General features: G+C 48.2%; 22 protein-coding genes and 2 riboswitches. Of the genes, 14 read left to right on the top strand and 8 right to left on the bottom strand.

Annotation, left to right across the window (positions count from 1 at the left end):
* Positions 1-114: 114 nt before the first annotated feature.
* The 4 genes from ACKA06_RS11265 to ACKA06_RS11250 form a co-directional block, all read right to left on the bottom strand.
* Entirely contained in the window at positions 115-1464 is a 1350-nt protein-coding gene (locus ACKA06_RS11265) for an FAD-dependent oxidoreductase (protein ID WP_411159675.1), read from the bottom strand.
* A 386-nt stretch (positions 1465-1850) separates the two neighbouring features.
* Positions 1851-2168, bottom strand: coding sequence for a DMT family transporter (locus tag ACKA06_RS11260; protein WP_411159674.1), 318 nt, complete (start codon positions 2166-2168; stop codon positions 1851-1853).
* Positions 2165-2500, bottom strand: a complete 336-nt coding sequence (locus tag ACKA06_RS11255) for a DMT family transporter (protein WP_032087019.1) — start codon at positions 2498-2500, stop codon at positions 2165-2167. Before ACKA06_RS11255 ends, ACKA06_RS11260 begins: the two co-directional genes overlap by 4 nt.
* A gap of 62 nt (positions 2501-2562) precedes the next feature.
* Positions 2563-2658, bottom strand: a riboswitch (guanidine-I (ykkC/yxkD leader).
* A 176-nt stretch (positions 2659-2834) separates the two neighbouring features.
* The gene (locus ACKA06_RS11250; RefSeq protein WP_197495197.1) at positions 2835-3698 is read right to left on the bottom strand and encodes a bifunctional 5,10-methylenetetrahydrofolate dehydrogenase/5,10-methenyltetrahydrofolate cyclohydrolase; all 864 of its coding nucleotides are present in this window, start codon (positions 3696-3698) and stop codon (positions 2835-2837) included.
* A 126-nt stretch (positions 3699-3824) separates the two neighbouring features.
* Positions 3825-3922, bottom strand: a riboswitch (ZMP/ZTP riboswitch).
* A gap of 197 nt (positions 3923-4119) precedes the next feature.
* On the opposite strand from ACKA06_RS11250, the gene ACKA06_RS11245 reads away from it, so the two are divergent.
* The 12 genes from ACKA06_RS11245 (at position 4120) to ACKA06_RS11190 (ending at position 15529) form a co-directional block, all read left to right on the top strand.
* Positions 4120-4854 (top strand): SDR family NAD(P)-dependent oxidoreductase, encoded by a 735-nt coding sequence (locus ACKA06_RS11245; RefSeq protein ID WP_064567947.1) that lies wholly within the window; start codon positions 4120-4122, stop codon positions 4852-4854.
* Positions 4790-5863 (top strand): S-adenosylmethionine:tRNA ribosyltransferase-isomerase, encoded by a 1074-nt coding sequence (locus ACKA06_RS11240; RefSeq protein ID WP_411159673.1) that lies wholly within the window; start codon positions 4790-4792, stop codon positions 5861-5863. The genes ACKA06_RS11245 and ACKA06_RS11240 overlap by 65 nt, the downstream gene beginning before the upstream one ends.
* A 226-nt stretch (positions 5864-6089) precedes the next feature.
* On the top strand, positions 6090-6449 hold the full coding sequence (locus tag ACKA06_RS11235) for a VOC family protein (RefSeq protein ID WP_411159672.1): 360 nt from the start codon (positions 6090-6092) through the stop codon (positions 6447-6449).
* A gap of 116 nt (positions 6450-6565) precedes the next feature.
* Positions 6566-7210, top strand: coding sequence for a YczE/YyaS/YitT family protein (locus ACKA06_RS11230; RefSeq protein WP_411159671.1), 645 nt, complete (start codon positions 6566-6568; stop codon positions 7208-7210).
* A gap of 390 nt (positions 7211-7600) precedes the next feature.
* A complete protein-coding gene (locus tag ACKA06_RS11225; protein WP_411159670.1) occupies positions 7601-8074 on the top strand; it encodes a DinB family protein in 474 nt (157 codons plus the stop codon).
* A complete protein-coding gene (locus tag ACKA06_RS11220; RefSeq protein ID WP_198258490.1) occupies positions 8071-8211 on the top strand; it encodes a hypothetical protein in 141 nt (46 codons plus the stop codon). Before ACKA06_RS11225 ends, ACKA06_RS11220 begins: the two co-directional genes overlap by 4 nt.
* Positions 8201-8884 (top strand): DNA alkylation repair protein, encoded by a 684-nt coding sequence (locus ACKA06_RS11215; RefSeq protein WP_411159669.1) that lies wholly within the window; start codon positions 8201-8203, stop codon positions 8882-8884. The genes ACKA06_RS11220 and ACKA06_RS11215 overlap by 11 nt, the downstream gene beginning before the upstream one ends.
* 213 nt (positions 8885-9097) lie before the next feature.
* Positions 9098-9517 (top strand): AhpC/TSA family protein, encoded by a 420-nt coding sequence (locus ACKA06_RS11210; RefSeq protein WP_198258488.1) that lies wholly within the window; start codon positions 9098-9100, stop codon positions 9515-9517.
* Between the two features lie 632 nt (positions 9518-10149).
* Entirely contained in the window at positions 10150-11340 is a 1191-nt protein-coding gene (locus ACKA06_RS11205; RefSeq protein ID WP_032087009.1) for a glycine C-acetyltransferase, read from the top strand.
* Positions 11341-11425: 85 nt separating this feature from the next.
* Positions 11426-12367: an L-threonine 3-dehydrogenase gene (locus ACKA06_RS11200; protein WP_032087008.1), complete on the top strand. Its 942-nt coding sequence runs from the start codon at positions 11426-11428 to the stop codon at positions 12365-12367.
* Positions 12368-12497: 130 nt separating this feature from the next.
* A complete protein-coding gene (locus ACKA06_RS11195; RefSeq protein ID WP_081941050.1) occupies positions 12498-13769 on the top strand; it encodes an ATP-binding protein in 1272 nt (423 codons plus the stop codon).
* A 143-nt stretch (positions 13770-13912) separates the two neighbouring features.
* On the top strand, positions 13913-15529 hold the full coding sequence (locus ACKA06_RS11190) for a putative polysaccharide biosynthesis protein (protein ID WP_411159668.1): 1617 nt from the start codon (positions 13913-13915) through the stop codon (positions 15527-15529).
* 368 nt (positions 15530-15897) lie between these two features.
* Here the strand turns inward: ACKA06_RS11190 and ACKA06_RS11185 are convergent, their stop codons facing one another.
* From ACKA06_RS11185 to ACKA06_RS11175, 3 genes are all read right to left on the bottom strand, one after another.
* Entirely contained in the window at positions 15898-17256 is a 1359-nt protein-coding gene (locus ACKA06_RS11185) for a YjiH family protein (RefSeq protein ID WP_032087006.1), read from the bottom strand.
* A 253-nt stretch (positions 17257-17509) separates the two neighbouring features.
* On the bottom strand, positions 17510-18823 hold the full coding sequence (locus ACKA06_RS11180; protein WP_411159667.1) for a short-chain fatty acid transporter: 1314 nt from the start codon (positions 18821-18823) through the stop codon (positions 17510-17512).
* Positions 18824-19305: 482 nt separating this feature from the next.
* The gene (locus tag ACKA06_RS11175) at positions 19306-20835 is read right to left on the bottom strand and encodes a BCCT family transporter (protein WP_411159666.1); all 1530 of its coding nucleotides are present in this window, start codon (positions 20833-20835) and stop codon (positions 19306-19308) included.
* 229 nt (positions 20836-21064) lie between these two features.
* On the opposite strand from ACKA06_RS11175, the gene ACKA06_RS11170 reads away from it, so the two are divergent.
* Together ACKA06_RS11170 and ACKA06_RS11165 are read left to right on the top strand one after the other, a co-directional pair.
* Positions 21065-21934: a Cof-type HAD-IIB family hydrolase gene (locus tag ACKA06_RS11170; protein ID WP_032087002.1), complete on the top strand. Its 870-nt coding sequence runs from the start codon at positions 21065-21067 to the stop codon at positions 21932-21934.
* 59 nt (positions 21935-21993) lie between these two features.
* Positions 21994-23085, top strand: coding sequence for a PQQ-dependent sugar dehydrogenase (locus ACKA06_RS11165; protein WP_411159665.1), 1092 nt, complete (start codon positions 21994-21996; stop codon positions 23083-23085).
* Positions 23086-23200: 115 nt separating this feature from the next.
* Here the strand turns inward: ACKA06_RS11165 and ACKA06_RS11160 are convergent, their stop codons facing one another.
* On the bottom strand, positions 23201-24151 hold the full coding sequence (locus ACKA06_RS11160) for a nucleoside hydrolase (RefSeq protein WP_411159664.1): 951 nt from the start codon (positions 24149-24151) through the stop codon (positions 23201-23203).
* Positions 24152-24423 lie beyond the last annotated feature (272 nt).

Here is a 24423-nt window from a genome sequence, read left to right as displayed (position 1 = left end):
TTGGAAAAGAAGACAAAAAAGAGATTAACCCTGTTAAGGGTTAATCTCAGGAAATAACGATCATTTACTACCTAAAAGTGCGCTTTTCAACGTCATCCGCTGACTCAGCTCGAATCAAACCAATTCCAGCTTGCGTGTATCAGCTGCTGCGAGTCCTGCTTTATTCAGGAAGTTCCACGGCTGATTGAAGTGAGGCTGGAAGAAGAAATCGACAAAGGCGAGTTCATCTATCGTCATGCCAGTCTGAATGCAGACGCTGAGTGTATTAATTGATTGGGTGACATCCGCTTTTGACAGTACCTGTGCGCCAATGATTTTACGGCTTTCAGGCAGATAGCTGACTTTTAACAGCACATTTTCCGCTGTCGGCATAAATTCAGGACGGTGCTTTTCAGAGATTGTGATGCTTTTCACATGAATATCCATCGCTCTTGCACTCGTTTCAGTTAACCCCGTTGATGCCATGTTCAAGTCATAAATATGCAGACCTGAAGTTCCCTGTGTACCAACGTTTTTCATGACCGGTTCAACCAGGTTGCGAGCAACGAGTGTACCCATTCTGACAGCATTTGTTGCAAGCGGGATGTAGGCAGCCTGACCTGTCGGATTGTATTTTACTGCACAGCAGTCACCGGCTGCAAGGATGTCAGGATCGCTTGTGCGCATATAATCATCAACTGTAATTGCCCCATTTGGCAGCATGTCAACTTTTCCTTTCAAGAGCTCTGTGTTCGGGCGGAAGCCGACACACATAATCACCATGTCAGTCTCAACATGTCCTTTATTCGTTACAACAGATTCAACTGACGTTTCACCTTCAAAACGAGTAACAGTTTCGCCGAGTCGCAGTTCAACGCCGCGGTCAATGAATTCCTGTTCTACCTGATCTGTAAATTCCTGATCAAGATATTTATTCAGAATACGATCCACACCGTCAATCAGCGTTACTTTTTTACCTGCCTGCTGGAATGCTTCTACAAGCTCAACGCCAATATATCCTGCGCCGACAATCGTGACGTGCTTAGCGTCGCGTGATTTTTCGATGATTGTATTTGCTTGATTGAAGTTCTTAGCTAACAGGACGTTATCCAGCTTAATACCGTCGATTGGCGGGATGATTGGCCATGAACCGGTTGCCATGACAAGTTTATCGTAGCTGTCATTCACTTCTTCACCGGTGACCAGATTCAACGCTTTGATCTGCTTGCACGCAGTATCGATCTCCTGCACGGCGTGCTGCATTTTCATTGTAATGCCGAGATTTCTCAATTGTTCAGGTGAGCTGTAGAAAAGGCCCTGAGGATCTTCAACTACACCGCCGACGTATAATGCTAAACCACATGAAAGAAAGGACACATTATCGTTTTTCTCATAGACTGTAATGTTTGCTTCAGGATACATATTTGCCATATTTGTTACAGCTGCTGTTCCAGCGTGAGTACTTCCGATTACTGCGATTTTCATGGTGAAATTCCTCCTAAGTTTTAATTGTGAAACATTTCACAATCAGTAATTGACTTAAGTATACGACGGTTTGGAGTGGAATACAAGTGTTTTGTTCAGTATTTCACAAACTACTATACTTTTTATCCGGCCGCCATAAATAAGAGGCCGGGATGCTTATTCTTAATATAAACCCGGGTACTCAACTGTATAAACCACTCTTCTTCCCGTAATGCCGCTTTCCAATGGGATCACCACAAATTTTCATTCTTTACATTTTCTAATTGAGAGAGTACAGGAGCGCTTTCAAATAGGTGCGGCTCACCCGGGACGGAGTAAGCCGGTTCACTTTTAAAATCATTACAAGAATGAATTACTGAACCTCCGTCCCCGCTGCGCCGCCTCACTTAACTCGTCACTACACGAAGCCCGATAACCGCCACTACAATCAGCGTTAAAAAGAAAATTCGTTTGCGGTCTGCAGGGTCTCCATAAAACACCATACCTACGACAACGCCGCCGATTGTACCCATACCGGTCCAGACGGCGTAGGCCACGCCAAGCGGAATGCTGGTCATGGCAAATGAAAGGAGGTTCAGGCTCGCTATAAAGCCGCCGATCAGAAGGGTTAATCCGCTGATTTTTTTCCCTGTTGCGATCCGCTGCATGCCGTTTACACCAAGCACCTCACAAAATCCCGCTATAATCAATGCAATCCAGCTCATGATTCCTGTTCCTCCTTCCCAGTTGCATCCGTGACAAATTTCAGGCCGATTACGCCTGTAAGCAGCATGATGACAAAGAACACCACACCTGCATTGATGCCAGCATCAAAGAAGATCATATCCACGATCACAGTACCCAAAGTACCAAGCCCGACAAAGACTGCGTAGACGGTTGCTGTCGGCAGGCGAGTCGAAGCCATCAGCAGTCCTGTGAAGCTCACGATAATCGCTGCGATTGTCAGTGACCACGTCAATCCGTCATTCGCATATTTCAAGCCGGTCGCCCAGCCGATTTCAAACAGTGCCGCAACTGCTGTGACAAACCACCACATAAAAATCGCTCCTTTTCTATTAAAAAAATAAAAAACCCGGGACATATCACTGTTAAAGTGGTATCTCCCGGGCTTTTCTCCCTCCGTGTACAAAGATCGCTCTTTGCGCTTTCTCTCGGACCAGACCCGTAAGTGGCGGAACCCTAGAAAGTCTTTTCATGTCTATGGAGTTTTCGGTATCTATCTTAGTACGGGAGGAGCGGGAAGTCAAGTGTGTCGGGTGTGGACGGCGGGGACGAGGTTGAGGTTTCCATTACACATTTAAGCAGGTTTTTGAAAAAACAAAAAAGAGATTAACCCCCAGTAAGAGTTAATCTCCGGACATGACGATAATTTATGAAGATTTTCTTAATAGCTTTGCCGATTTTTCAGCAGAATCGACGGTTTGTTTCAGGAGCATGGAGATCGTGACAGGTCCGACTCCGCCAGGCACCGGTGTAATCGCTCCGGCTTTTTCATAACAGGAATCATAATCCACGTCTCCGATGTTTCCTTTATTGTAGCCGGCATCGAGGATCACCGCGCCTTCTTTCACCCATTCACCCTTGATGAAGTTCGGTTTTCCTACGGCCGCTACGACTATATCGGCCTGCGATACGATCTCCGCCAGGTTTTCTGTATAGGAATGACAGGTCGTGACGGTGGCATTGCGGTTCAACAGCATCATCGACACGGGTTTGCCGAGGATCGGACTCCTGCCGATGACCACGGCATGCTTTCCCTCAACCGATACATCGTAGAAATCGATGATATTCATGATGGCGGCAGGTGTGCACGATGGATATTCGCCGAACCCGAAAGATGTCCGGCCGAAACCAAGGCTTGTGACCCCGTCTACGTCTTTTTCAATGGATATCGCTTCGAAAGCGGCGCGTTCATCGATGTGTTTAGGGACCGGATGCTGAAGAAGGATGCCGTGTACATTGTCATCACTGTTTAACTCGTTGATGACATCCAACAGCTCCCTTGTTGTCGTTTCTTTCGGCAGATGGATGCGGCGGGACTCCATGCCGATTTTTCTGCAGGCATTCCCTTTCATCTTCACGTAGGTTTCGGACGAGGAATCGTCACCGACAAGCACGGTGGCAAGACAAGGCACAATCCCTTCTTCCTTCAATGCAGACACTCTCAATCTCAGGCTTTCCTTCACTTCTGTCGCAACACGTTTACCGTCTAGAATCAATGGTTCCACTGCAATCCCTCCTGTAATTGGTTAAAGACTGTTCTCCCGAGTTTTGCTTCCTGAAGGCGAAGCGCCTTTTCCTATAGTGAAGCAAGTCGTTTGTGAAAAGAGCCTAACAAAAAAAGACAAGGGTGTCCCCTTGCCTTTTGCCCAGGCGATCGGCATGATGGCTGATGATAAAAATAAGTCGCAGCTCCCCTGTGGTTCGTTCCACGTTTTCGCCAGTCACTGCTGATAATTAAGTTCAAACTTATTATAACACGAATATAAAATAAAAATCCAGTATTATTGTTCGTGTTTTTATGAGGGGCTACATCAAAAGACTGAATGGAGTACCGGTCTATTTTTCTATATATTCTCTTCCCTTATAGCCGATTTGCCGCGGTAATCGTTTTCATAAAATGAAAGCAGGCAAAACAATTTGGGAGGAATGAACATGCTGAAAAACAAAGTGGTCATGATCACGGGAGCGTCAAAAGGACTGGGAAGGGAATTGGCCCTTCAATTTGCAAGGGAAGGGGCGAGGCTTGCCATATGTGCACGGAATGGGGCACCGCTTAATGAAGTGGAGATGGAAGTGCGTGCGCAGGGAGCAGAGGTCGCAGCAGTCGTCGCGGATGTATCGGTTGCGAAGGACGTCGACCGTTTTGTTTCGGTGGCAGAGGAGGCGTTCGGAAGGATCGATGTGCTGATCAATAATGCTTCAATCTTCGGACCGGGGCCGAGACTGTTGGCCGATTATCCTGAAGAGAGTTTCATGGAGGTGCTGCGGGTCAACACATTCAATCCGTTCATCGTCACCAAACGCGTTCTGCCGGGGATGCTGATGAGAAACGAGGGATCCGTCATCAATCTGACATCCGAAGCAGGCAAAACCGGATTCGCTGAGTGGGGGGCTTACGGAATCTCCAAATTCGCGGTAGAGGGCCTTACTGGGACGTGGGCAGATGAACTTCAGGAAACCGGGGTGCGAATCAATATGGTTGATCCTGGGGAAATGAACACAAGCATGCATGAAGAAGCCGTTCCGGACTGTGATTATCCGTTAGCCGAGCCGCATGAACATATGGATGTTTTCCTTTATCTTTCTTCAGACGAGGCGAAGGATGTTTCAGGGAAACGGTTTGAAGCACAGGAGTTCACTTGGAATCGGGGTGGAGGTAATGAATGAGGCAATCTTTGAAATACCCCGTCAGCTGAATGCCTCTGCCCCGGTCGAGCTTACCGGGAAAAGCAGGGACGAAGTGAAGTTGATGGTGCTGAACAGGAAGACGGGCAGTGTTCAGCACTCCCGCTTCACCCAGCTTCACATGCAGTTGAAAAAAGGAGACGTCCTCGTAGTCAACAACAGTAGGACGATTCCCGCTTCACTTCTGGGAAGGCAGGGCAGCCGGGAAGTGGAAGTGCGGCTGTCGAGGAAGGTCGGCAGTCGTGAATGGGACGCTTTGATCCTTGGCCCGGTGTATGACGCCAGGCTGCCGATTACCTTCGCTGACGGAGTAAAAGCGTTTATGTCCGGTAATGGGAGCGAAAAGCCCCTGGTGCGTCTCACCTTTAGTGTGGAAGGAGCTGGGTTCTATGATTTTATATATAAAAATGGCCAGCCGATCCGCTACGAATATATCGATGCACCGTGGCCGCTCGACTATTACCAGAATGTATACGGGTCCGTTCCGGGATCTGTGGAAATGGCTTCTGCCGGCAGGGCTTTTTCGTGGAAACTGATCACGAAACTCCGTGCGGAAGGGATCGAGGTCGTGTGCCTGCAGCTTCATGCCGGACTCAGTTATTACGGAGATGACCGCTGGCCGAATCCAGTGCATCACCCCGAGGAATATCATCTTCCTCAGGAGACGGCGGACAGTATACGCCGGGCGAAGCGTGAAGGAAACAGGGTCATCGCAGTCGGGACGACGGTGGTCAGGGCCCTTGAAACCGTGGCGGCCGGCCATGATGGGAATGTAGCTGCGGCGAGCGGCGTGACAAATCTTTATATCACAAAAGAAAGCCCGCTACGCGTCGTAGACGGACTGATCACCGGGCTTCACGAGCCTGAAGCGAGCCACCTCGATCTCCTTCAGGCTTTCATATCCCGGCAACATCTTATGAGCGCCTACCGGACAGCGGTTGCGAAGGGATATCTATGGCATGAATTTGGTGATATGAATTTGATTTTGTGAGTGTTGGTTGGTTCGGGATGCTTTAGTTCCTGGTGCCTTCACCTGGAATATCGTGAAAATTCGACAGGTCGAGCAGAAGTCGTGTGGTTTCGTGCATTACGGGTGAAGTTTCGAGCACAAAACAATTGTTTTCGAGCATAAATATGTTCATTTCGAGCACAACACCAGTTTCTATGCCTAATCCACTTCAAAGCCACCCAATACAATAAGAAAATCAGGTGATATCATGAAACTTCATCACATCGGCATCAACGTCAGCAGCCTGGAACGTTCAAAACAGTTTTATCAAACTCATTTCGGTTTTAAAGAAGAATTCACTGCTGTCATCGGGAGCGAGGAAATCGTATTGTTAAAGAGGGATGAAGAGCGGCTTGAGCTCATTCAAGACGGCGATAGTGCGCTATCACAATCCATGGTCCACTTCGCATGGGAAACGGCAGACCTGGAAGCGGAAATAGAAAGGCTCTCCAGGCTGGGACTGGAACCCGTCGAAGGCCCGGTCCAGCTGGATAACGGCTGGAGAGCAGTCTTTTATAAGGGGCCGGATGGCGAATTGATCGAGTTGATCAACGCGGGTTCGTCCTAGTTGTCCTGCACCAGATACCTCATCAACCCGATCGGTTTTATGAAATTTTTTTGTTTCCCCATCTGTGTTACAGTTATCCGGGTGTAATGAAATTAACAGATTGGGAAGGGATTTTCATGAAAAGAGAATTCGTGATTCGCTGGGCGTTTTTCTTTGTCGGCCTGCTTGTACTGGCCCTCGGGATCACCCTGACGATCAAAGGAAAAGACCTTGGAATCGGCCCTTGGGATGTGTTCCACTACGGCCTCTTTAAACAGCTCGGTCTTACGATCGGGACATGGTCGATCATCGCCGGATTCGTCATCCTGTTGATTACAGGCCTCGGAACCAGGTCATTCCCGAAGATCGGTGCGTTTCTAAATATGCTTTTAATTGGTATTTTCATAGATATATTTAATTATTTGATTCCTGACCCGGAATCAATCGTGGTACAGGCAATCGTGTTTGCTGTCGGGATCATCGTACTCGGATACGGGATCGGGCTCTATGTATCCGCAGACCTCGGAGCGGGTCCGAGGGACAGCCTCATGCTCCTCGTTGTCGAGAAGACGGGCTGGAAGGTGCAGTATGTCCGGAACGGAATGGAGATCCTCGTCTTTTTCTTCGGATGGATGCTCGGCGGACCAGTCGGCATCGGCACCGTGATAATCGCGCTCGTACTCGGTTCGATCGTCGGGTTCTCCCTGCCGCAGAGCAAGCGGCTCCTGAACTATGTATTGGCAAGACCATTATCAAAAAGAAACAATCCCCTTGCGAGCTGAGGGGATTTTTTTGTGTATTTACCGCCGTTGAAGCTGCGCGGCTCCAAGGGAAGGGCGGCCATTTTTGCGATTTGATCCTGATTTTTGATAATATAAGCATCGTTTTTGATAATATATCTGGTTTGGACGGGGTCCGGGGCAACTATGGATGGTGAAAAGCTTGGTTTAAGCACGAAATCACATAATAAAGCCTGAAACCCGCGTCTTTAACTGCTATTTCAGTTGAAGTTATTACTTTTTAAAATTGTTTTGTCAAATTAAGTTTTGTATAGCATCCAGGAATCATGCTGCAGACTGGGTCGCGGTACCTGTCCCCCTGAATCACCACAATTAAGAAAAAGGATTTCTACCACCGGGATAGAACTACTATTGTAAAGGGGTGGATGGAAAATGGAATTTAGCTATCATGTGTGGGCGACCCGAAAGCTGCTGGGTCATTTGAAGACACTGCCGCGGGACGTTTTTCGGAAAGAGATTCAAAGCGTTTTCCCGTCCGTTGAACGGACGCTCTTTCATTTGTATGAAGTGGATGCATTATGGTTCTCAAGGTTAAAGGGTGAACCTTCACCGGTGGATAAAAAGATGTTTGAGACACTTGAAGAATGCGAGATGGATTTTTCGGATTTACATAGCGAGATCCTTGACTGGCTTGATGACATGGGAGATGGTACGGTTTCCATCAGTTATCAGACAAGTAAAGGGGAAACATTCCAAAATACAAGAGAAGAGATCCTGAAGCATCTCATTAATCACGGTACCTATCACCGCGGGAATATTTCCGCGATGCTCAGGCAGCTTGGTGAAAGAGGAGTCTCCACGGATTATATCTATTATCTCCGGGAAAAAGGGGACGTGCTTCTATGAGGGAGCTGGTGGGTCACTGCGAGTCGTGCGGGAAGCCGGTTTACTGCCTGGATGGTTTTTTCAACGGAGTAAAAAAAGACAGCGGGAAGGTCGTTTGTTTCGACTGTGATGAAGAGGAGGAGAAAGATGGGTCATGAGTATGCAGTTCGATTGGTTTCATTGCTGACGGAGAATCGAAATGAGGAAAACCGGGAAGCGATGGAAAACTATATGCGCAATCAATTCCAGTTCTTCGGCATCAAGACCCCGGAGTGGAATGCGCTGATGCGGGAGTTTTTAAAAGAAAACGGAAAGCCTCCGGTGGAAGAGCTCACGGAAATTGTGCGCACCCTTTGGGATCAGCCGCAGCGCGAATGCCAGTATGCTGCGATGATGCTGCTCGATAAGCAGGCAAAGCAGCTTACGAGGGAGCACCTGCCTCTTTTGGAGGAAATGGTCTTAACGAAATCCTGGTGGGACACGGTGGATCACATCTCCCCTCATCTGGCAGGCAGAATCCATGAAAAAGAAAATGCGGACGATTATCTCGAAAAGTGGATACAGGCTGAGGATTTCTGGCTGAACCGGACGTCGATCCTCCACCAGCTGAGGTATAAGGAGAAGACGGATGAAAGCCGCCTATTCCGTTACATCCTCATGCACAATGAATCGAAGGAGTTTTTCATCCAGAAAGCAATCGGATGGGCGCTCCGGGAGTATTCAAAAACAAATCCGGAAGCAGTAAGGAAGTTCATTGAAAGTGAAAATCTTGCCCCGTTAAGCAAAAGGGAAGGCCTGAAGCATATCAAGAGGCTCGAAAAAGTGAAGTAGAGAGTTTCAGAACCCATATGTTTTGAATGAACCCTCCCTCATTAGGTATGATAGGAACAAGAATGATGAGGAGGTCATACTATGGACTTCATGCTCCAGCGACCCGATTCGCAGGAAGAAGTGAATATCAACACGCTTCTTCAGGATAAGCAGTCGGCAGTCATCTTCGTCCGCCACCTTGGCTGACCGATCTGCCGGAATTACCTCACGCAGTTGCGTGAGCGCGTTGAAGAATTCGATAAACGAACTATCCAGCTAGTCGTGATCGCTCCGTCAAAAGGAAGCTTTGTCTCGCAATTCCTTGATGAATTCGGTCCGTTTCCATTCACGATCTACGGCGATCCGGCCCGCGAAGGCTACAAACAGGCGGGCACCGTCACCATGCCGAAATGGAAACTGCTCGGAAAAGCCCTGTTCGGCTTCGTCACAGGAAAAGTGAAGAACTTCATGCCGGACGAACAAGGCCAAAAGAAATTCGTCCAGAAATCGATGAAAACCCAGGACGTCTACATCCAGGGCGCCACCATCCTATTCAACGAAAAAGGAAAAGCCGTCTGGAAACACATCGACCAGTCCCCCGAAGATCACGCGAGCATTGACACGCTGCTGGAGAAGATTGATACGAAATTATAAAAACCAGTAAGTTGATTGGGCTTGGACAAAAATAATCAACGAGATGATAAAAAGGCGACCTTAACATGCTTTCAAGGGTCGTCTTTTTTCGTTTAAGAGGTATATTTTATATGGGGATAACCAAAATTCATAGACAATCCAGCAGTTGATTGAAGTGGAAGACGAAGACTCCTATCAGAAAAGCGAAAGGGCTTTGCTCAGAGGCGTGTGGCATAAGACGAATCGGCCTGGAAGGCGTTCTTTGCCTTCATGGTCGGTTTGGCTTATGACATGTGCCTCTAAGCCCTGTAGCTGGCCAGTACCTATCCCATGGAGGCTCCCCGCTCGCCCGCGGAAAGCGTAGTCTTCCACGGAAATCAACTGCGGTATAATAAGGCAAACTATATTAAGAAAACGCCAGCAGCAAAAAAAAATCCGCACTATTTTTCATAAATCGGGAACACTAAAACGTATGATTTCGGTTGAAAAAATTTTGTCCATCACGAAAAAACATGTTAAACTAAAAAGTAGATTAAAAACATGGCAGAATAAAGAAAAATCAGATATTTAGTGTATTTTTGGAGTGGACAACTGTTTATAAAGCGCTTACAAAATTTACGAAAAGAGCTTACATACCAAAGGAGGATATCCAAATGACAAGCAAAACTCTTGATGCATTTTTGCAGGAAAACCTGGAAGATCTGAAAGCCCGCGGTTTATACAACGAAATCGATCCGTTAGAAGGTGCGAACGGACCTGTCATCACCATCAAAGGAAAGAAGCTCGTAAATCTTTCCTCCAACAACTATCTTGGGCTAGCCACAGACGAGCGCCTGAAAAAGGTAGCGATCGAAGCGGTAAAAGAATACGGCGTCGGTGCCGGTGCTGTCCGCACGATCAACGGTACGCTTGATCTGCACGTGAAGCTTGAGGAAAAGCTTGCCCAGTTCAAGGGAACAGAAGCAGCAATCGCGTATCAATCAGGCTTCAACTGTAATATGGCGGCAATTTCAGCGGTCATGGACAAAAATGATGCCATTCTTTCTGACGAGCTGAACCATGCTTCGATCATCGACGGCTGCCGCCTTTCAAAAGCCAAGATCATCCGTTTCAATCACTCTGACATGGAAGACCTCCGCGCGAAGGCGAAAGAAGCGAAGGAATCCGGCCAATACAATAAAATCATGATCATCACGGACGGTGTGTTCTCGATGGATGGAGACGTTTGTAAGCTTCCTGAAATCGTCGAGATTGCGGAAGAGTTCGACATGATGACATATGTGGATGATGCCCACGGTTCAGGTGTCCTTGGAAAAGGTAAAGGAACAGTGAAGCACTTCGGTTTGCAGGATAAGGTCGACTTCCAGATGGGTACCCTTTCAAAAGCAATCGGGGTAGTCGGAGGATATGTCGCAGGAACACAGAACCTGATCGACTGGCTGAAAGTCCGCTCCCGCCCATTCCTGTTCTCGACTTCCCTTACACCGGCTGACGTGACGGCTTGTACAGAAGCGCTCGACCTTCTGATGAACAGCACGGAACTTCAGGATAAGATGTGGGAAAACAGTGCTTATCTGAAAGAGAACCTTGAGAAACTCGGTTTTGACATCGGTAAAAGTGAAACACCTATCACACCGGTCATCATCGGTGAAGAGCAGGCGACTCAGGACTTCAGTAAGCGTCTGTACGAAGAAGGCGTTTATGCGAAATCCATCGTATTCCCTACTGTACCAAGAGGAACGGGACGCGTGAGAAACATGCCGTCAGCAGCTCATACGAAAGAGATGCTTGATCAGGCGATTGCGGCGTATGAAAAAGTCGGCAAAGAACTTGGAATTATCTAAACCACACATTTACTATAATGCCTTGCCGGATGGACGGGTTTCCCGTTCACCGGCCATGTGCTTTTTTTGCAGGAGGACATAATAAATGAAAAAGATCTTACTAACAGGAGCATTGGGCCAAATCGGTTCTGAGCTTACGGCAAAGCTTAGAAGCGTGTATGGCTCGGATAATGTCATCGCAACCGATATCCGTGAAACCGACAGCCATGTGGTCCACAACGGTCCATTCGAAAAGCTGGACGTGACGGATGCAGAGAAGATGTTCGATATCGCCAAAAAGAATAACGTCGACACCATCATTCACCTGGCTGCGCTTCTATCGGCAACGGCTGAAAAGAAACCTCTCCTTGCGTGGAACCTTAATATGGGCGGATTGGTGAATGCACTTGAAACGGCAAGGGAATTGGACTGCCAGTTCTTTACGCCAAGCTCGATCGGCGCTTTCGGTCCGACTACTCCGAAAAACTCGACGCCTCAGGATACGATCATGCGTCCGACGACGATGTACGGAGTGAATAAAGTATCGGGGGAACTCCTTTCCGACTACTACTTCCAGAAGTTCGGCGTCGACACAAGAGGGCTCCGCTTTCCAGGATTGATTTCGTATGAAACGCTGCCTGGCGGAGGAACGACCGATTACGCTGTGGAAATTTATTACGAGGCGATCAAGAACAATGCCTACACTTCCTACATAGGTGAAGGAACGCATATGGACATGATGTACATGCCGGATGCCCTTCAGGCGATCATTGACCTGATGGAAGCCGATCCTTCCAAACTTGAACACCGCAATTCCTTCAACGTATCTGCAATGAGCATCGCACCTGAAGACGCAGCGTCAGCGATCCGCGTTCACCAGCCGGACTTCAAGCTCGACTATGACGTCGACCCTGTCCGTCAGGCAATCGCCGAAAGCTGGCCGGACGCCATCGACTCAAGTGCTGCAAAAGCCGAGTGGGGATTCAAAGCAAACTTCGACCTGGCCAAGATGACAGCAGATATGCTCGATAAACTAAAAACGAAATGATGACAAAAATTGACCACCTTCAAGAGAGAGGTGGTCAATTTTTTGTTTGGGTTCATTTTCATATTTGTAAATTCGACAGAATTATAGAATAATAAAGTTATTATATGAAAAAGATCGCGCAGGTGGCGTCATGGAAGATAAAATGGTACAAGTCAAAAATCAAACATTCAATCGTCTTGCGGCCGTGACGGGTCTGTTATTCATACTCCAGATCCTCACTGTTCTTCTTCTTGATGGCCCGTGGGAGCTCGTCATCTCCCTCATCATCATGATGGGCGGAGGCTTCTTCCTTCTAAACATGAGGCGGAAGGCAGAAACCCTCAATACGGAATATCATCAGCTGATTGAAGAAAAAAACCAATTATCCACCCTGCTCCACTCACTCCCTGATTTCGTCTGCTTTAAAGACGGGGAGGGGCGCTGGCTCAAGGTGAATCAATTCGGCCGGCACCTCTATAATTTGGAGGATATCGATTATATCGGAAAAACAGACCGTGAACTGGGTGAACTTGTCCCTTTTTTTAAAGATGCCTTTGACTATTGTGTCGATTCGGATGAAGAATCCTGGCAGGCTGGTGACGTGACGAGATGTGAGGAAGGATTTTATTTGCCGAATGGGGAATTCAAGACCTTCGATGTCATCAAAGTACCCCTTTTCCATGAAGATGAAAGCCGGAAAGGCCTGGTCATCATCGGAAGGGACATCTCCCAGCAGAAAATAGCCGAGGAAATGCTTTTAAGAAAAGAAAAGCTTTCTGTGGTAGGAGAACTCGCGGCCGGCATCGCCCATGAAATCCGCAATCCGCTCACAAGCATCAAAGGGTTCATCCAGCTGCTTGAAGAGAACGAACACGTCTCCGAAAGTTATTTGTCAGTCATGTCCTCAGAGATGGACCGCATCAATCAAATCGTAGGGGAACTCCTGATTTTATCCAAACCGCAAATGAGGGAATTCAGTCCATTCGATCTGCGGGAAGTCCTTGAATATATTACAAAAGTGATGGGCCACGAAGCCCTGCTGAAAGGCATCACCATCCATGAAAACAGCCCTGATACACCAATCAAAGTGTACGGGGACAAGAACCAGATCATCCAGGTGCTGATCAACATCGTGAAAAATGCCATCGACGCCATGGACGAAGGCGATATCACGATCGATTGCATAATGGAAGATAAGAATATCAAGATTTCCGTAGCCGACCAGGGTACAGGCATACCGCCTGAACGTCTGAAGCGCCTGGGCGAACCGTTCTTCACCCTCAAAGAAAAAGGGATGGGCCTCGGACTCACCGTCAGCCAGAAAATCCTTCAGGACCACAAAGGCTGCCTTCACATCGAGTCGGAACTGGGTAAGGGGACCACGGTGGAGGTGCTGCTTCCAAGGTATGCTGGGGATGAATAAATAAACCATCAAACCAAAACGCACGTGGATTTCATTTGAAATCCTGTGCGTTTTTTATTAGGAGTCTACTAATTGTAATTGGATATTTATGTTAATATGTTAGAGTGAGATTTTAACTCTATCAAACTTGCCGGGGTGTTACTGTGGAAAATAAATTTATAAGGGGAACGTTCTTTTTGACCGCATCCACCCTGATATCCAAGGTTCTGGGGTTTCTTTATATTATACCTTTCACTGCCTTGGTTGGTACGCAGGGATATGCTTTGTACAAGTATGCATACAGCCCGTATACCATTTTGCTAAGCATTTCGACAATAGGTCTTCCGCTTGCTGTATCGAAATTCGTTTCGAAATACAATGAACTGGGAAACTATCGGGTGGGATTGAATCTATTAAAATATGGGATGTACTTTATGATCATAAGCGGGTTCATATCTTTTGCGGTTTTATATCTGACTGCTCCATTTCTCGCAGGATTCGTGATTGATTCGAATGATCCAACGGGTAATTCACTGGAAGATGTCGAATTTGTGATCCGGCTCGTCAGCTTTGCTTTATTAATCATTCCGGTGATGAGTATTTTTCGCGGCTATTTTCAGGGGAGTCAATCGATGGGGCCGTCTGCTGTCAGTACCGTCATTGAGCAAATCGTGCGGATTGTCTTTATCCTGGCTGGTGCATATACCGTCATTCACATGCTAGATGGATCTCTTAAAAACGCAGTCGGAATTGCGACCTTTGCTGCATTTATCGGGGGAGTGGCAGGGTTCTTTGTTTTGCTTTTTTACTTTTATAAACGGAGGCACTTGATAAAGAAGCAGCGGGATCAAAGCCTCAATAATATGGATCTTGAAATCCCGTCTATCTTTAAGGAACTGATTGGATATGCCTTTCCCTTTGTAGTGGCGGGCCTCGCTATACCGATTTATCAGAATATCGATACCTTCACCATAAACCCGATCTTTCAATCGTCAGGGTATACATTACATGAATCAGAAACCGTTAATTCAGTCATCGGCTTAGCACAAATACTCGTAATGGTCCCTGTGTCACTGGCGACAGCTTTTGGTATGTCGTTGATCCCGGGCATAACGTCTGCCTATACAAGCGGAAGAATGACAGAAGTGAAAAATAGAATCCATCAAAGCATCCAGCTCCTGATGTTCTTCACTTTACCGGCGGCCATGGGTCTTTGTATTCTGGGAAAACCCGTCTATCTGATTGTGTTTGGACTGCAGAACAGCCCGGATCTGGGCGGCGGGATTCTTCAGTGGTATTCCTTAGCCGCCATTGTTTTCGCATTGTTCACAGTCTCCGCGGCCGTGATGCAGGGGATAAACAGGCAGAAGACATTAATCACCGGGGTCTTATTGGGGGTCATTCTTAAAATCATTTTGAATTATTTATTATCCCCTTACTTAGATGAAACGGGTCCGATCTTGGCAACCTACATTGGATTCTCTGTATCCATACTCTACAACTTTATTGTTATCAAGAAAGCGATCCAACTCGAAATCCTGCCGCTGCTTAAGACACTGAAAGCAGTATTCTTACTAGTACTCGTCATGTCCATCACAGTTTGGATGGTCAAGTACACGGCCGACAGCTTTCTGCCCGAAACACTGAGTATCTATTACCGTGCACTGATAACTTCGATCCTGGGGATCATTACAGGCTTGCTCGTTTATCTAGGCATAGGTGCAAGGTTATCCTTGGTAAAAAAACATTTGACTGCAAGAAAAGTGAAAGATAGGTCCTGATTAAAGACAATCAAGTTGACGTTTTAAATATATTACTAGTTCTAGCGGTTGATTGTAGTGGAAGGCGAAGACTCCTATCAGAAAAGCGGAAGGGCTTTGCTCAGAGGCGTGTGGCATAAGACGAATCGGCCACGAAGGCGTTCTTTGCCTTCTTGGTCGGTTTGGCTTATGACATGTGCCTCTAAGCCCTGCAGCTAGACAATAAAAGCCAAAGCCGAGGAGGCTCACAGGCTACCCGCGGAAAGCGAAGCCTTCCACGGAAATCAACTGCGGTATAAAAGCTAATATCAAAAGATTTAAGGATATATCAAATCCCTAATTAAAAAACCAGGTCCCCAAAAAGGAACCTGGTTTTAAACTACCTGAAATTAAAATATCATATGCGCGATACCCACAATCACAAACAACGTCAAGAATGTACGCTGCAAGAAGATGATCACAAGGTCCTTGAAGTCCACTGGAATCTTCGAACCAAGCAATAATCCCCCAACCTCAGACATGTAGATGAGCTGTGTCACTGACAGGGATGCGATAACGAAACGTGTCAATTCGCTTTCGATTCCGCCGCCAAAGATTGCAGGAAGGAACATATCGGCAAAACCGACAAGGATCGATTTGGATGCTTCCGTTGCCTCAGGAACCTGAAGAAGCTCCAATAACGGGATGAACGGCATGCCGATCCATTCGAAGAACGGCGTGTTTTCCGCAACGATCAGCGCGGTTGTACCAATCGCCATAACGATCGGAGCCACACCCATCCACATATCGAGTACATTCTTCATTCCGTCTGCAAAGAATTTTGATACGCTGTTGTTGTTCTTGGCCTGCACAAGCGCAGACTCGTAACCGTATCCGAAACGCGTGTAGCCTTCCGGGATGACTTCCATCGTATCTTTCCCTTCCTGGCCGTTATAGTACGTATCCGGTTTGCGGGATAATGGCGGGATGCGCGGCAGGATGATCGCGGAAATCAAGCCGGCTGCTGCCACCGTCAGGTAGAAGGGAATGAAGTAATCCCCAAGTCCGACCTCGGAAATGACGACTAAGCTGAATGTGATGGATACAACCGAGAATGTCGTACCGATGATGGCCGCTTCCTTCTTCGTATAATATCCTTCTTCATACTGCTTGTTTGTCAACAGGACCCCGATCGTCCCGTCCCCGAGCCAGGAAGCCAGACAGTCGATGGAAGAACGCCCCGGTAATCCGAACAGCGGTCTCATGATCTTCGTGAGCAGTGCCCCGAATAATTCCAGTAGTCCGAAATTCAATAATAATGGCAGGAACAGCCCTGCAAATAAAAAGACGGAAAATAAAATCGTGAGAAGTCCTTCAGAATTCAGAAGAAGTCCTCCGGTCGCATCGGACCATACCCATTCAGGCCCGATTTTGAAAAGAGTCATGACTGCATAAACGGCACCCAATACCCTTACGACTACCCAAACGGCCGGTACATTGAAAAGATTATAGAAAAATGGCGATTTCTTGATCGCTTCCGGCTGGGCTGCTTTTGTGATGAATGTCCCGATCACGGTCAACACAATCAGGCCGGTCATGATCGCTGGGACAAGCGTCCCGATGCTATCCTGAAGCCACCCTGATAAAATGGCGATCGGAATCGTGATCCCGTCCTCTTGCGGAATCGGAATGATGAATAGAAAAATTCCTATCAATGAAGGAATGATAAATCGTAAATGACTGGTTAATGTAAAGCGTTGCTGGTTCATGGATTCACCTCTGTTGATCATTTGCTGGAATGAAACATTATTCATTTTAGTGTATACATATAAATTTGTCCAGGTGGAAATTCATACCTCAGTCAATGAATGCTGCACGTGAGCAGGTTAATAGCTGCAGAAAACCACCATTATTATTCGACACAATCCGATATTTACCCCATCTTTTTTCATAATAAACCGACTGGATACTAATACCAGTAAGGAAGCCGGGCCGTCCTTTTTTTAAGCCGGCCCGGTTGATTTATAAAAATAACAATCCAAGTGAAATGACGATTCCGCTTATGACAAGGATAAATACGCAGTAGCCCATAATATCCTTTGCCTTCAGTCCTGCGATGGCAAGGGCAGGCAGCGCCCAGAACGGCTGGATCAAGTTCGTCCACGCATCTCCCCAGGCAACCGCCATAGCTGTTTTTGCCACGGAGGCATCGAGGGTCTGGGCAGCATCGAGCATGATCGGAGCCTGAACCGCCCACTGTCCTCCGCCTGAAGGAACGAAGAAATTGACGATCCCCGCACTGATGAATGCGAAGAAATAGAATGTCACATCATTTGAAATGGATACGAATGCTTCTGACATCACCACGGCCAGACCGGATGCCGTCATCATCCCCATGATCCCTGCATAGAAAGGGAACTGGATGACGATTCCGCTTGCCCCTTTGATCGCTTCCTGTACGGCAGCCAGGAACCGCTTCGGTGTCCCGTGGAAAAGGATGCCGAGGAACAGGAACAGGAAGTTGACGATATCCAGGTTGAGGGCAAAGCCATTTTTCACAAAATAGTACCCAAGGAAAATCACACCGAGAATCCCGATGACCATGGAAAGGACCATGCTGTTTTCCATTTTTTCAGCTGGCGTCAGCGCTTCTGTTTCAACTGCCGCAGCGGTTTCGTTGAAGAGTGAAGGGTCAACTGTTACGGTTTCATCCTTCGAAGGCATCAACAGTCTTGCGGTGATCGGCAGGACGACGAACAAAACGGCAACGATAATAAGATTGAATGAAGCAAAAATCGTGTCGCCGGTCGATATGACGCCGATCAAATCCTGAAACGGATGTCCCTCGGTCGCGATCGATAATGGAATCGAGCCTGAAAATCCTGCATGCCAGACGACGAACCCTGAATATGCACTGGCAATCAGCAGGCGGTAATCTACGTTTTTGACCCGTTTTGCGAGTTCTTTCGCGAAAAGTGCCCCGATGACGAGACCGAAGCCCCAGTTGATCCAGCTTGCAATCATCGAAACGACCGTGACGATGACGATGGCCGATCCCGGCGATTTTGCAAATGAAGCAAGGAAGCCGAGAAAACGTTTGAAGATCGGGCTGCTCGCAAGTACATAGCCGGTTACGAGAACCAAGACCATCTGCATGGAGAATGCCAATAGCGCCCAGAATCCTTCTCCCCAGAACTGGACCATCTGGATGCTTGTGCTGTCTGTGAAGATGAGTCCCAACCCGAATACGACGAGGGTCAGGATGACCACAAACAGAAACGGATCGGGCAGGTACCGCTGCATGATCCGGTTTGATAGTGAAATTAACGGTTTCAATTCATTTTCTCCCCTTTGTGTTTTTTTCTTTTTAAAACCATCCCGATTCTTATACTTCTATAATGTTGTGTGAAAACCCTTTCAAGATGTCGAATTTTCTTATAATTTAGTTTGGATAAAATTCAGGACCGTTCCTTTGCGCTCCAGGCATAAGATTCCCCGGGGAGGAAGTCGAGCCTCCTCGTCGCTGCGCTCCTGCGGGAGGAAATGCACAGGCGGTTCGTTCAGCCCCGACAAGTATAAGATGAATGGTCCGGGAAGGCGCTTTTGCCTTCTTGGGCCATTTAGCTTATGACCTCGAGGGGCTAACCGCCGGAGCTGGACAGGTCTCGACCTTTCCTCTATCTCCCGCCGGAGTCAAATGCCTTCCGCTCCAATCCACTCCGGACTTTAATATAGATAAAATTAAACAAGATATTATCCAGTAAATAACAATCGGGACACAAAAAACGGTCCCCTTTGAAAGAGGACCGGAAAAATTGTTATTGAGCTTGTTTGTGCTTTTTTGGTTTTGGTTTTGGCAGTATTTCTTTTCTTAGTAGTTTGAAGAGGGTGAAGCACATGAGCAGCAGGATGACGGTGAATGGCAAGGCTGATACGAGTGATGCTGTCTGCAGGCCTTCGAGTCCGCTTGAGAGGAGAAGGACGGCTGCGATGGCGGCGATGAGTACGCCCCATACAATTTTGACGAGCATCGGCGGGTTCAGGCTGCCTTCGGTTGTCATGCTGCTCAGGATATAGGTGGCCGAGTCGGCTGATGTGATCAGGAATGTGAAGATCAACAGGATCGAGAGCACATTCAGGAGCATCGTGAACGGAAGCTCGGCGTAAGTCGTGAACAATGCTTTGGTTACATCCTGATTGACGGCTTCTGCGATCGATGTGCCGCCGAACAGGTCGAAGTGCAGGGCCGTTCCGCCGAAGACGGCGATCCAGAGCAGGGCGATCATCGGCGGGATGACAAGTACCCCGATGATGAATTCCCTGATCGTCCGGCCCCTTGAGACGCGGGCGACGAACGCACCGACGAACGGAGACCAGGCGATTGCCCATGCCCAGTAGAAAATCGTCCAGTCCTGCACCCATGACCCACCCTGATAAGGGGTGAGGCGCAGGCTGTACCGAATGAAATTGGTGATATAATCACCGATCCCCAGTGTGAACGTATTGAGTATGAAAACGGTCGGTCCTGCAATAAAGACGAACAGCATGAGCAGGAGCGCGAGTGACAGATTGAGATTGCTCAGCCACTTGATCCCCTTGTCGAGCCCCGTCGTCGAGGAAGTCAGGTAAAGGATCAGCAGTACAAGCACAATCAGCAGCTGGCTGAGGGTGCTGTCATCCATCCCGAATACGGTGTTCAATCCGCCGTTGATCTGAAGGATCCCAAGTCCCAGCGATGTGGCCACCCCCATGACGGTTGCGATGACGGCTAGGATATCGATTGTGTTCTTGATGCCTTTAGCCCGTTTGCGTTTGCCGAACATCGGGGAAAGGGAAGTGGAGATCAAGCCGTTTTCCCCTTTCCTGAACTGGAAGTAAGCGATGATCAGGCCGACAATGGTGAAGACGGACCATTGGCTGACGCCCCAATGGAAAAAGGAATACGCCATCGAAAGCCGCGCTGCTTCTTTTGTCAGCGGTTCCGTCGAAGGGTAAGGCGTTTCGAAAAAATGGCTCATCGGTTCGGCTATTCCCCAGAAGACGAGTCCAATCCCGAATCCGGCTGAAAACAGCATCCCGATCCAGGTGAAGAATGGGTACTCAGGCCTTTCATCATCCCGTCCAAGCCTGATTTTCCCGTATTTGCTTATGGCCAGTGCCACTAAAAATAAAACAAAAATAAGTACGGATAATAAGTAAAACCAGCCGAATGCATATGTAGTGAACCCGAATGCTGCATTTGCCCCTTTTGCAAACAGTTTGGGAAAGACGGCACCGAATACAACTAAAATGGCGATTGCAACCGCCGAAATCCAAAAAACTTTATTTAAATTTTTACGATTCTCCAAATTAAGAATCCCTCCTTATGTTTTTTCTGCACACCTGCCTATTATTCTCATACCCCAATCACCCCCCTGTCATGCATGAACATTCAATATTTCTGTATAAAAGGCGCGAGAATGTCAAAAACAGGAGCGTTCTGATACAATGACTAAATAACAAATGCACAGAGAGCAAATGCTAAAGAAGAATAGAATGACAGCATGTGAAAAATACAGAAATGAAAGGTGTAGGATCATGATTACGAGCATTACAAGCGATATGGATGGAACATTATTAAATGAAAACCAGGAAATCTCGGAAGCGAATAAACAGGCGATCCTTGACGCTCAGAAGCAGGGAATCGAAGTGATCGTGGCAACGGGACGTTCCTATGAAGAGGCGCGTCACGTGCTTAAGGATGCCGGAATATCCTGCGATATCATCTGCGTGAACGGGGCGGAAGTCAGAAGTAAAGAAGGACAGATCGTCCATCAAGCGGGCATAGAGTCCTCTCATGCAAAGCAAATCGCAGCAGCCCTCAATGAGACTGGCATATACTTTGAAGTTTACACCGACAAGGGTACGTACACGGAAAACTATGATATGGGAATCGAACTGATCGTGGATATCTTTACGACAGCGAACCCCGATGTGACGGAGGAACAGGTGAGACAGGCGGCGCGTGAACGTTTTGAAAATGGTCATATCAGGCTCGTCGACGATTACGGTGCGATTTTCAATGACGATTCCCAGCTTGTTTATAAATTCCTCGTCTTCTCTTTTGACGATGAACAGCTGAAGGCAGCGAATGAAAAGCTGAAGAACATCGACGGAATCGCGGTCAGCTCATCTGGGAAAGAAAACCTTGAAGTGAACAGCATCGAGGCGCAGAAAGGCGTTGCATTGGAGAAAGTGTTAAAGGAAAAAGGACTTTCCCCGGAGGACGGGATGGCAATGGGGGACAACCTCAATGACCTGTCGATGATGAAAGTGGTCGGCCGTCCGGTCGCGATGGGCAATGCGCTCGCTCAAATCAAGGAATTCTGCACGTACCAGACAGCGGCAAACCGTGATGACGGAGTGGCAAAAGCCATCAGGGAGGCCATTCAATCTCCAGTGAAATAGGTTGAATTCTTCAATGGTTGTCCATACTGATGAAAAAATGATAAAGGAGACAGCGGCCGATGAGATCTTTTTTTAGTAAGAAAAGAATGATCCCGATGATCGGACTTCTGCTCATTCTCACATCATGCGGAGGACAACAGGAAGAAGAGAGCGAGTCGGTCAGCAAGCGTGAGACCGAACATAAAATACTGGCAGAGAACCTCTCCATCCCCTGGTCGATTGTGAAGGACGGGGGCGATTTCTACCTGACGGAGCGGACCGGCGGCATCGTGGAAATCAAGGAAGGCAGGCAGGCCAAGGTGAAAGTGAATCTCTCCAAGCCGCTTGCCAGCCAGCCCGAGGCAGGGTTCATGGGACTCGTCCTGCACCCTGATTTCAAAGAGAATCAGCAGGCATTCGCCTACTATACGTACAACGCGGAGGACGGGACCCCCTATAACAGAGTCGTGGTGCTGAAAAGGTCGGGGGATGCGTGGGATGAAACCCGTGTACTCCTCGATAAGATCCCGAGCGGGGCACAGTACCATCACGGCGGCCGGCTGAAGATCGGCCCCGACGGGAAGCTGTATATCACGACGGGTGACGCCACGCAGGAAGAAAAAGCCCAGGACCTTTCCTTCCTCGGAGGCAAAATCCTGCGCATCAACCTCGACGGCAGCATTCCGGATGACAATCCGTTCGCTGATTCTCCGGTGTACACATATGGCCACCGCAATCCCCAGGGGCTTGCCTGGAATGAAGCCGGGAAACTGTACGGAACGGAACACGGGCCGAACGGCTACGATGAGGTAAACCTGATCGAAGCCGGGAAGAATTACGGCTGGCCGGAGATCACGGGTGACGAAAAAGCCGAAGGCATGGTCTCACCGCTTGCCCATTCGGGAGAACCTTCATGGGCTCCGTCGGGTGCGGATTTCTGGAATGATAAGCTTGTGTTCGCGGCCCTTGGCGGCCAGAGCGTGAAGCTGTTTGACCCGGGGACGAAAGAGGTCAAAACTCTGATCAAAGGGTTCGGGCGTATCCGGGACGTGCTCGTGGAAGGGGACACACTTTATTTCGTGTCAAATAACACGGACGGCAGGGGGCTCCCGAAAGAGAATGATGACAAGCTGTATCAAGTGGACATGAATTCTTTGACATTGGAAGAATAAGATAAGAAAAGCCTTTCCCTTAGTGAGCGGGAGAGGCTTTTTTGGTTGAAAAACAGCTTGTCCAGAAAATCATGAAGAGTCACTGGACGGCCAGTTCAGAGGGGAGCCGGCGGGGTCATTCTTTTGTCAAGATGTCCAGCAGATGGGCAGTGAAACGTTCGATGTCAAGTGTTGAAGCAATCCTCGCACAGCCCGTTCCGGTGCATTCGGGGGTGCCGGGACGGAAGTCGGCAATGCTGATTCCTTCCGCGTAGCCGTCTCTATCGTCGACTTTCACCCGTTTTTTCACATACGAGAACATTCCCGGGATTTCAGTTGCTGCGACGAGTGCGGACACATCATGCTGGGGTGTGCCGGCGATCCCCGGCTCCAGTTCCTGATAAGCGTCGTAATAAAAATCGAGTATCGGTTTGATTAGCTTCAGCAGGGGAGTGTCTGCCCGGGTATCGATGAAGTCGATCAATGCGGGTGTCAGCAAGGCATCGCGGGTCACATTGAGAGGAATGATCGTCAGGTTCGGCGCATTCTGGCAGACAAAGTCGGCAGACTGCGGATCACCGTAGAAGTTCGCTTCCGCCACCTCGGTGACGTTCCCCGGTTCGAGGAATGCGCCTCCCATCAGGTACGTATCCTTCACAAGCTTCATCACCTCGGGGCTCAAATACCATGCCATCGCAAGCGACGTGCATCTGCCCACATTCACAATCGTGATGTCTTCCAAATTCTGCTTGATCACCTGAAACAATTTCGTGAAGTTCGTCCTGCGCGCGAACGGCTCCGCGGACATCGGCGGAGAAATCGGGCCGAGTCCTTCCTCCCCGTGGATGTCGGGGAAAAAGACCGGTGTCTCACCGCTCAGCGGCCTCGTGCTCCCAAGGATGACTGGGATATCCGTCCTGCCGGCGAGCTTCAACAGATAGGCGGCATTCCGGGCGCTCCTGTCCCGGTCGATATTGCCGTAGCCTGCGACGACCGCTTTTAAATCGATATCGGGGTTTTTCAACGCATAGATCAGCGCAATCGAATCATCGATGCCTGTATCTGCAAATAATATGACTTTTTTCATGTTTTCACCTCCTCTTCTTTTTTATGATAGATAAGATAGAACGGCTTGTTTGAAAGCACCAGAATCTAGTAAAACAGTGCTTTTTACCCTTTTCAATAGACTATATTAAAATTCTATGTTTCAAAAATTTGAGTAATGGTTCTCAATACCGCTAATGATTTCCGTGCATGACTTCGCTTTCCGCGGGTAGCCCGTGAGCCTCCCTCACGATAATGGCAGGTTACTTAAAATAGCTTTGTTTTGCTCCGGATTTCTTAAGTGTTCAACAGAAG

Origin of the sequence: Rossellomorea oryzaecorticis, from assembly GCF_045897515.1 — a bacterium.
In the GTDB taxonomy this organism is placed as follows: domain Bacteria; phylum Bacillota; class Bacilli; order Bacillales; family Bacillaceae_B; genus Rossellomorea; species Rossellomorea enclensis.
Note: the sequence above shows the minus strand (reverse complement) of the source record. Positions and strands in the feature narration are given on the sequence as shown.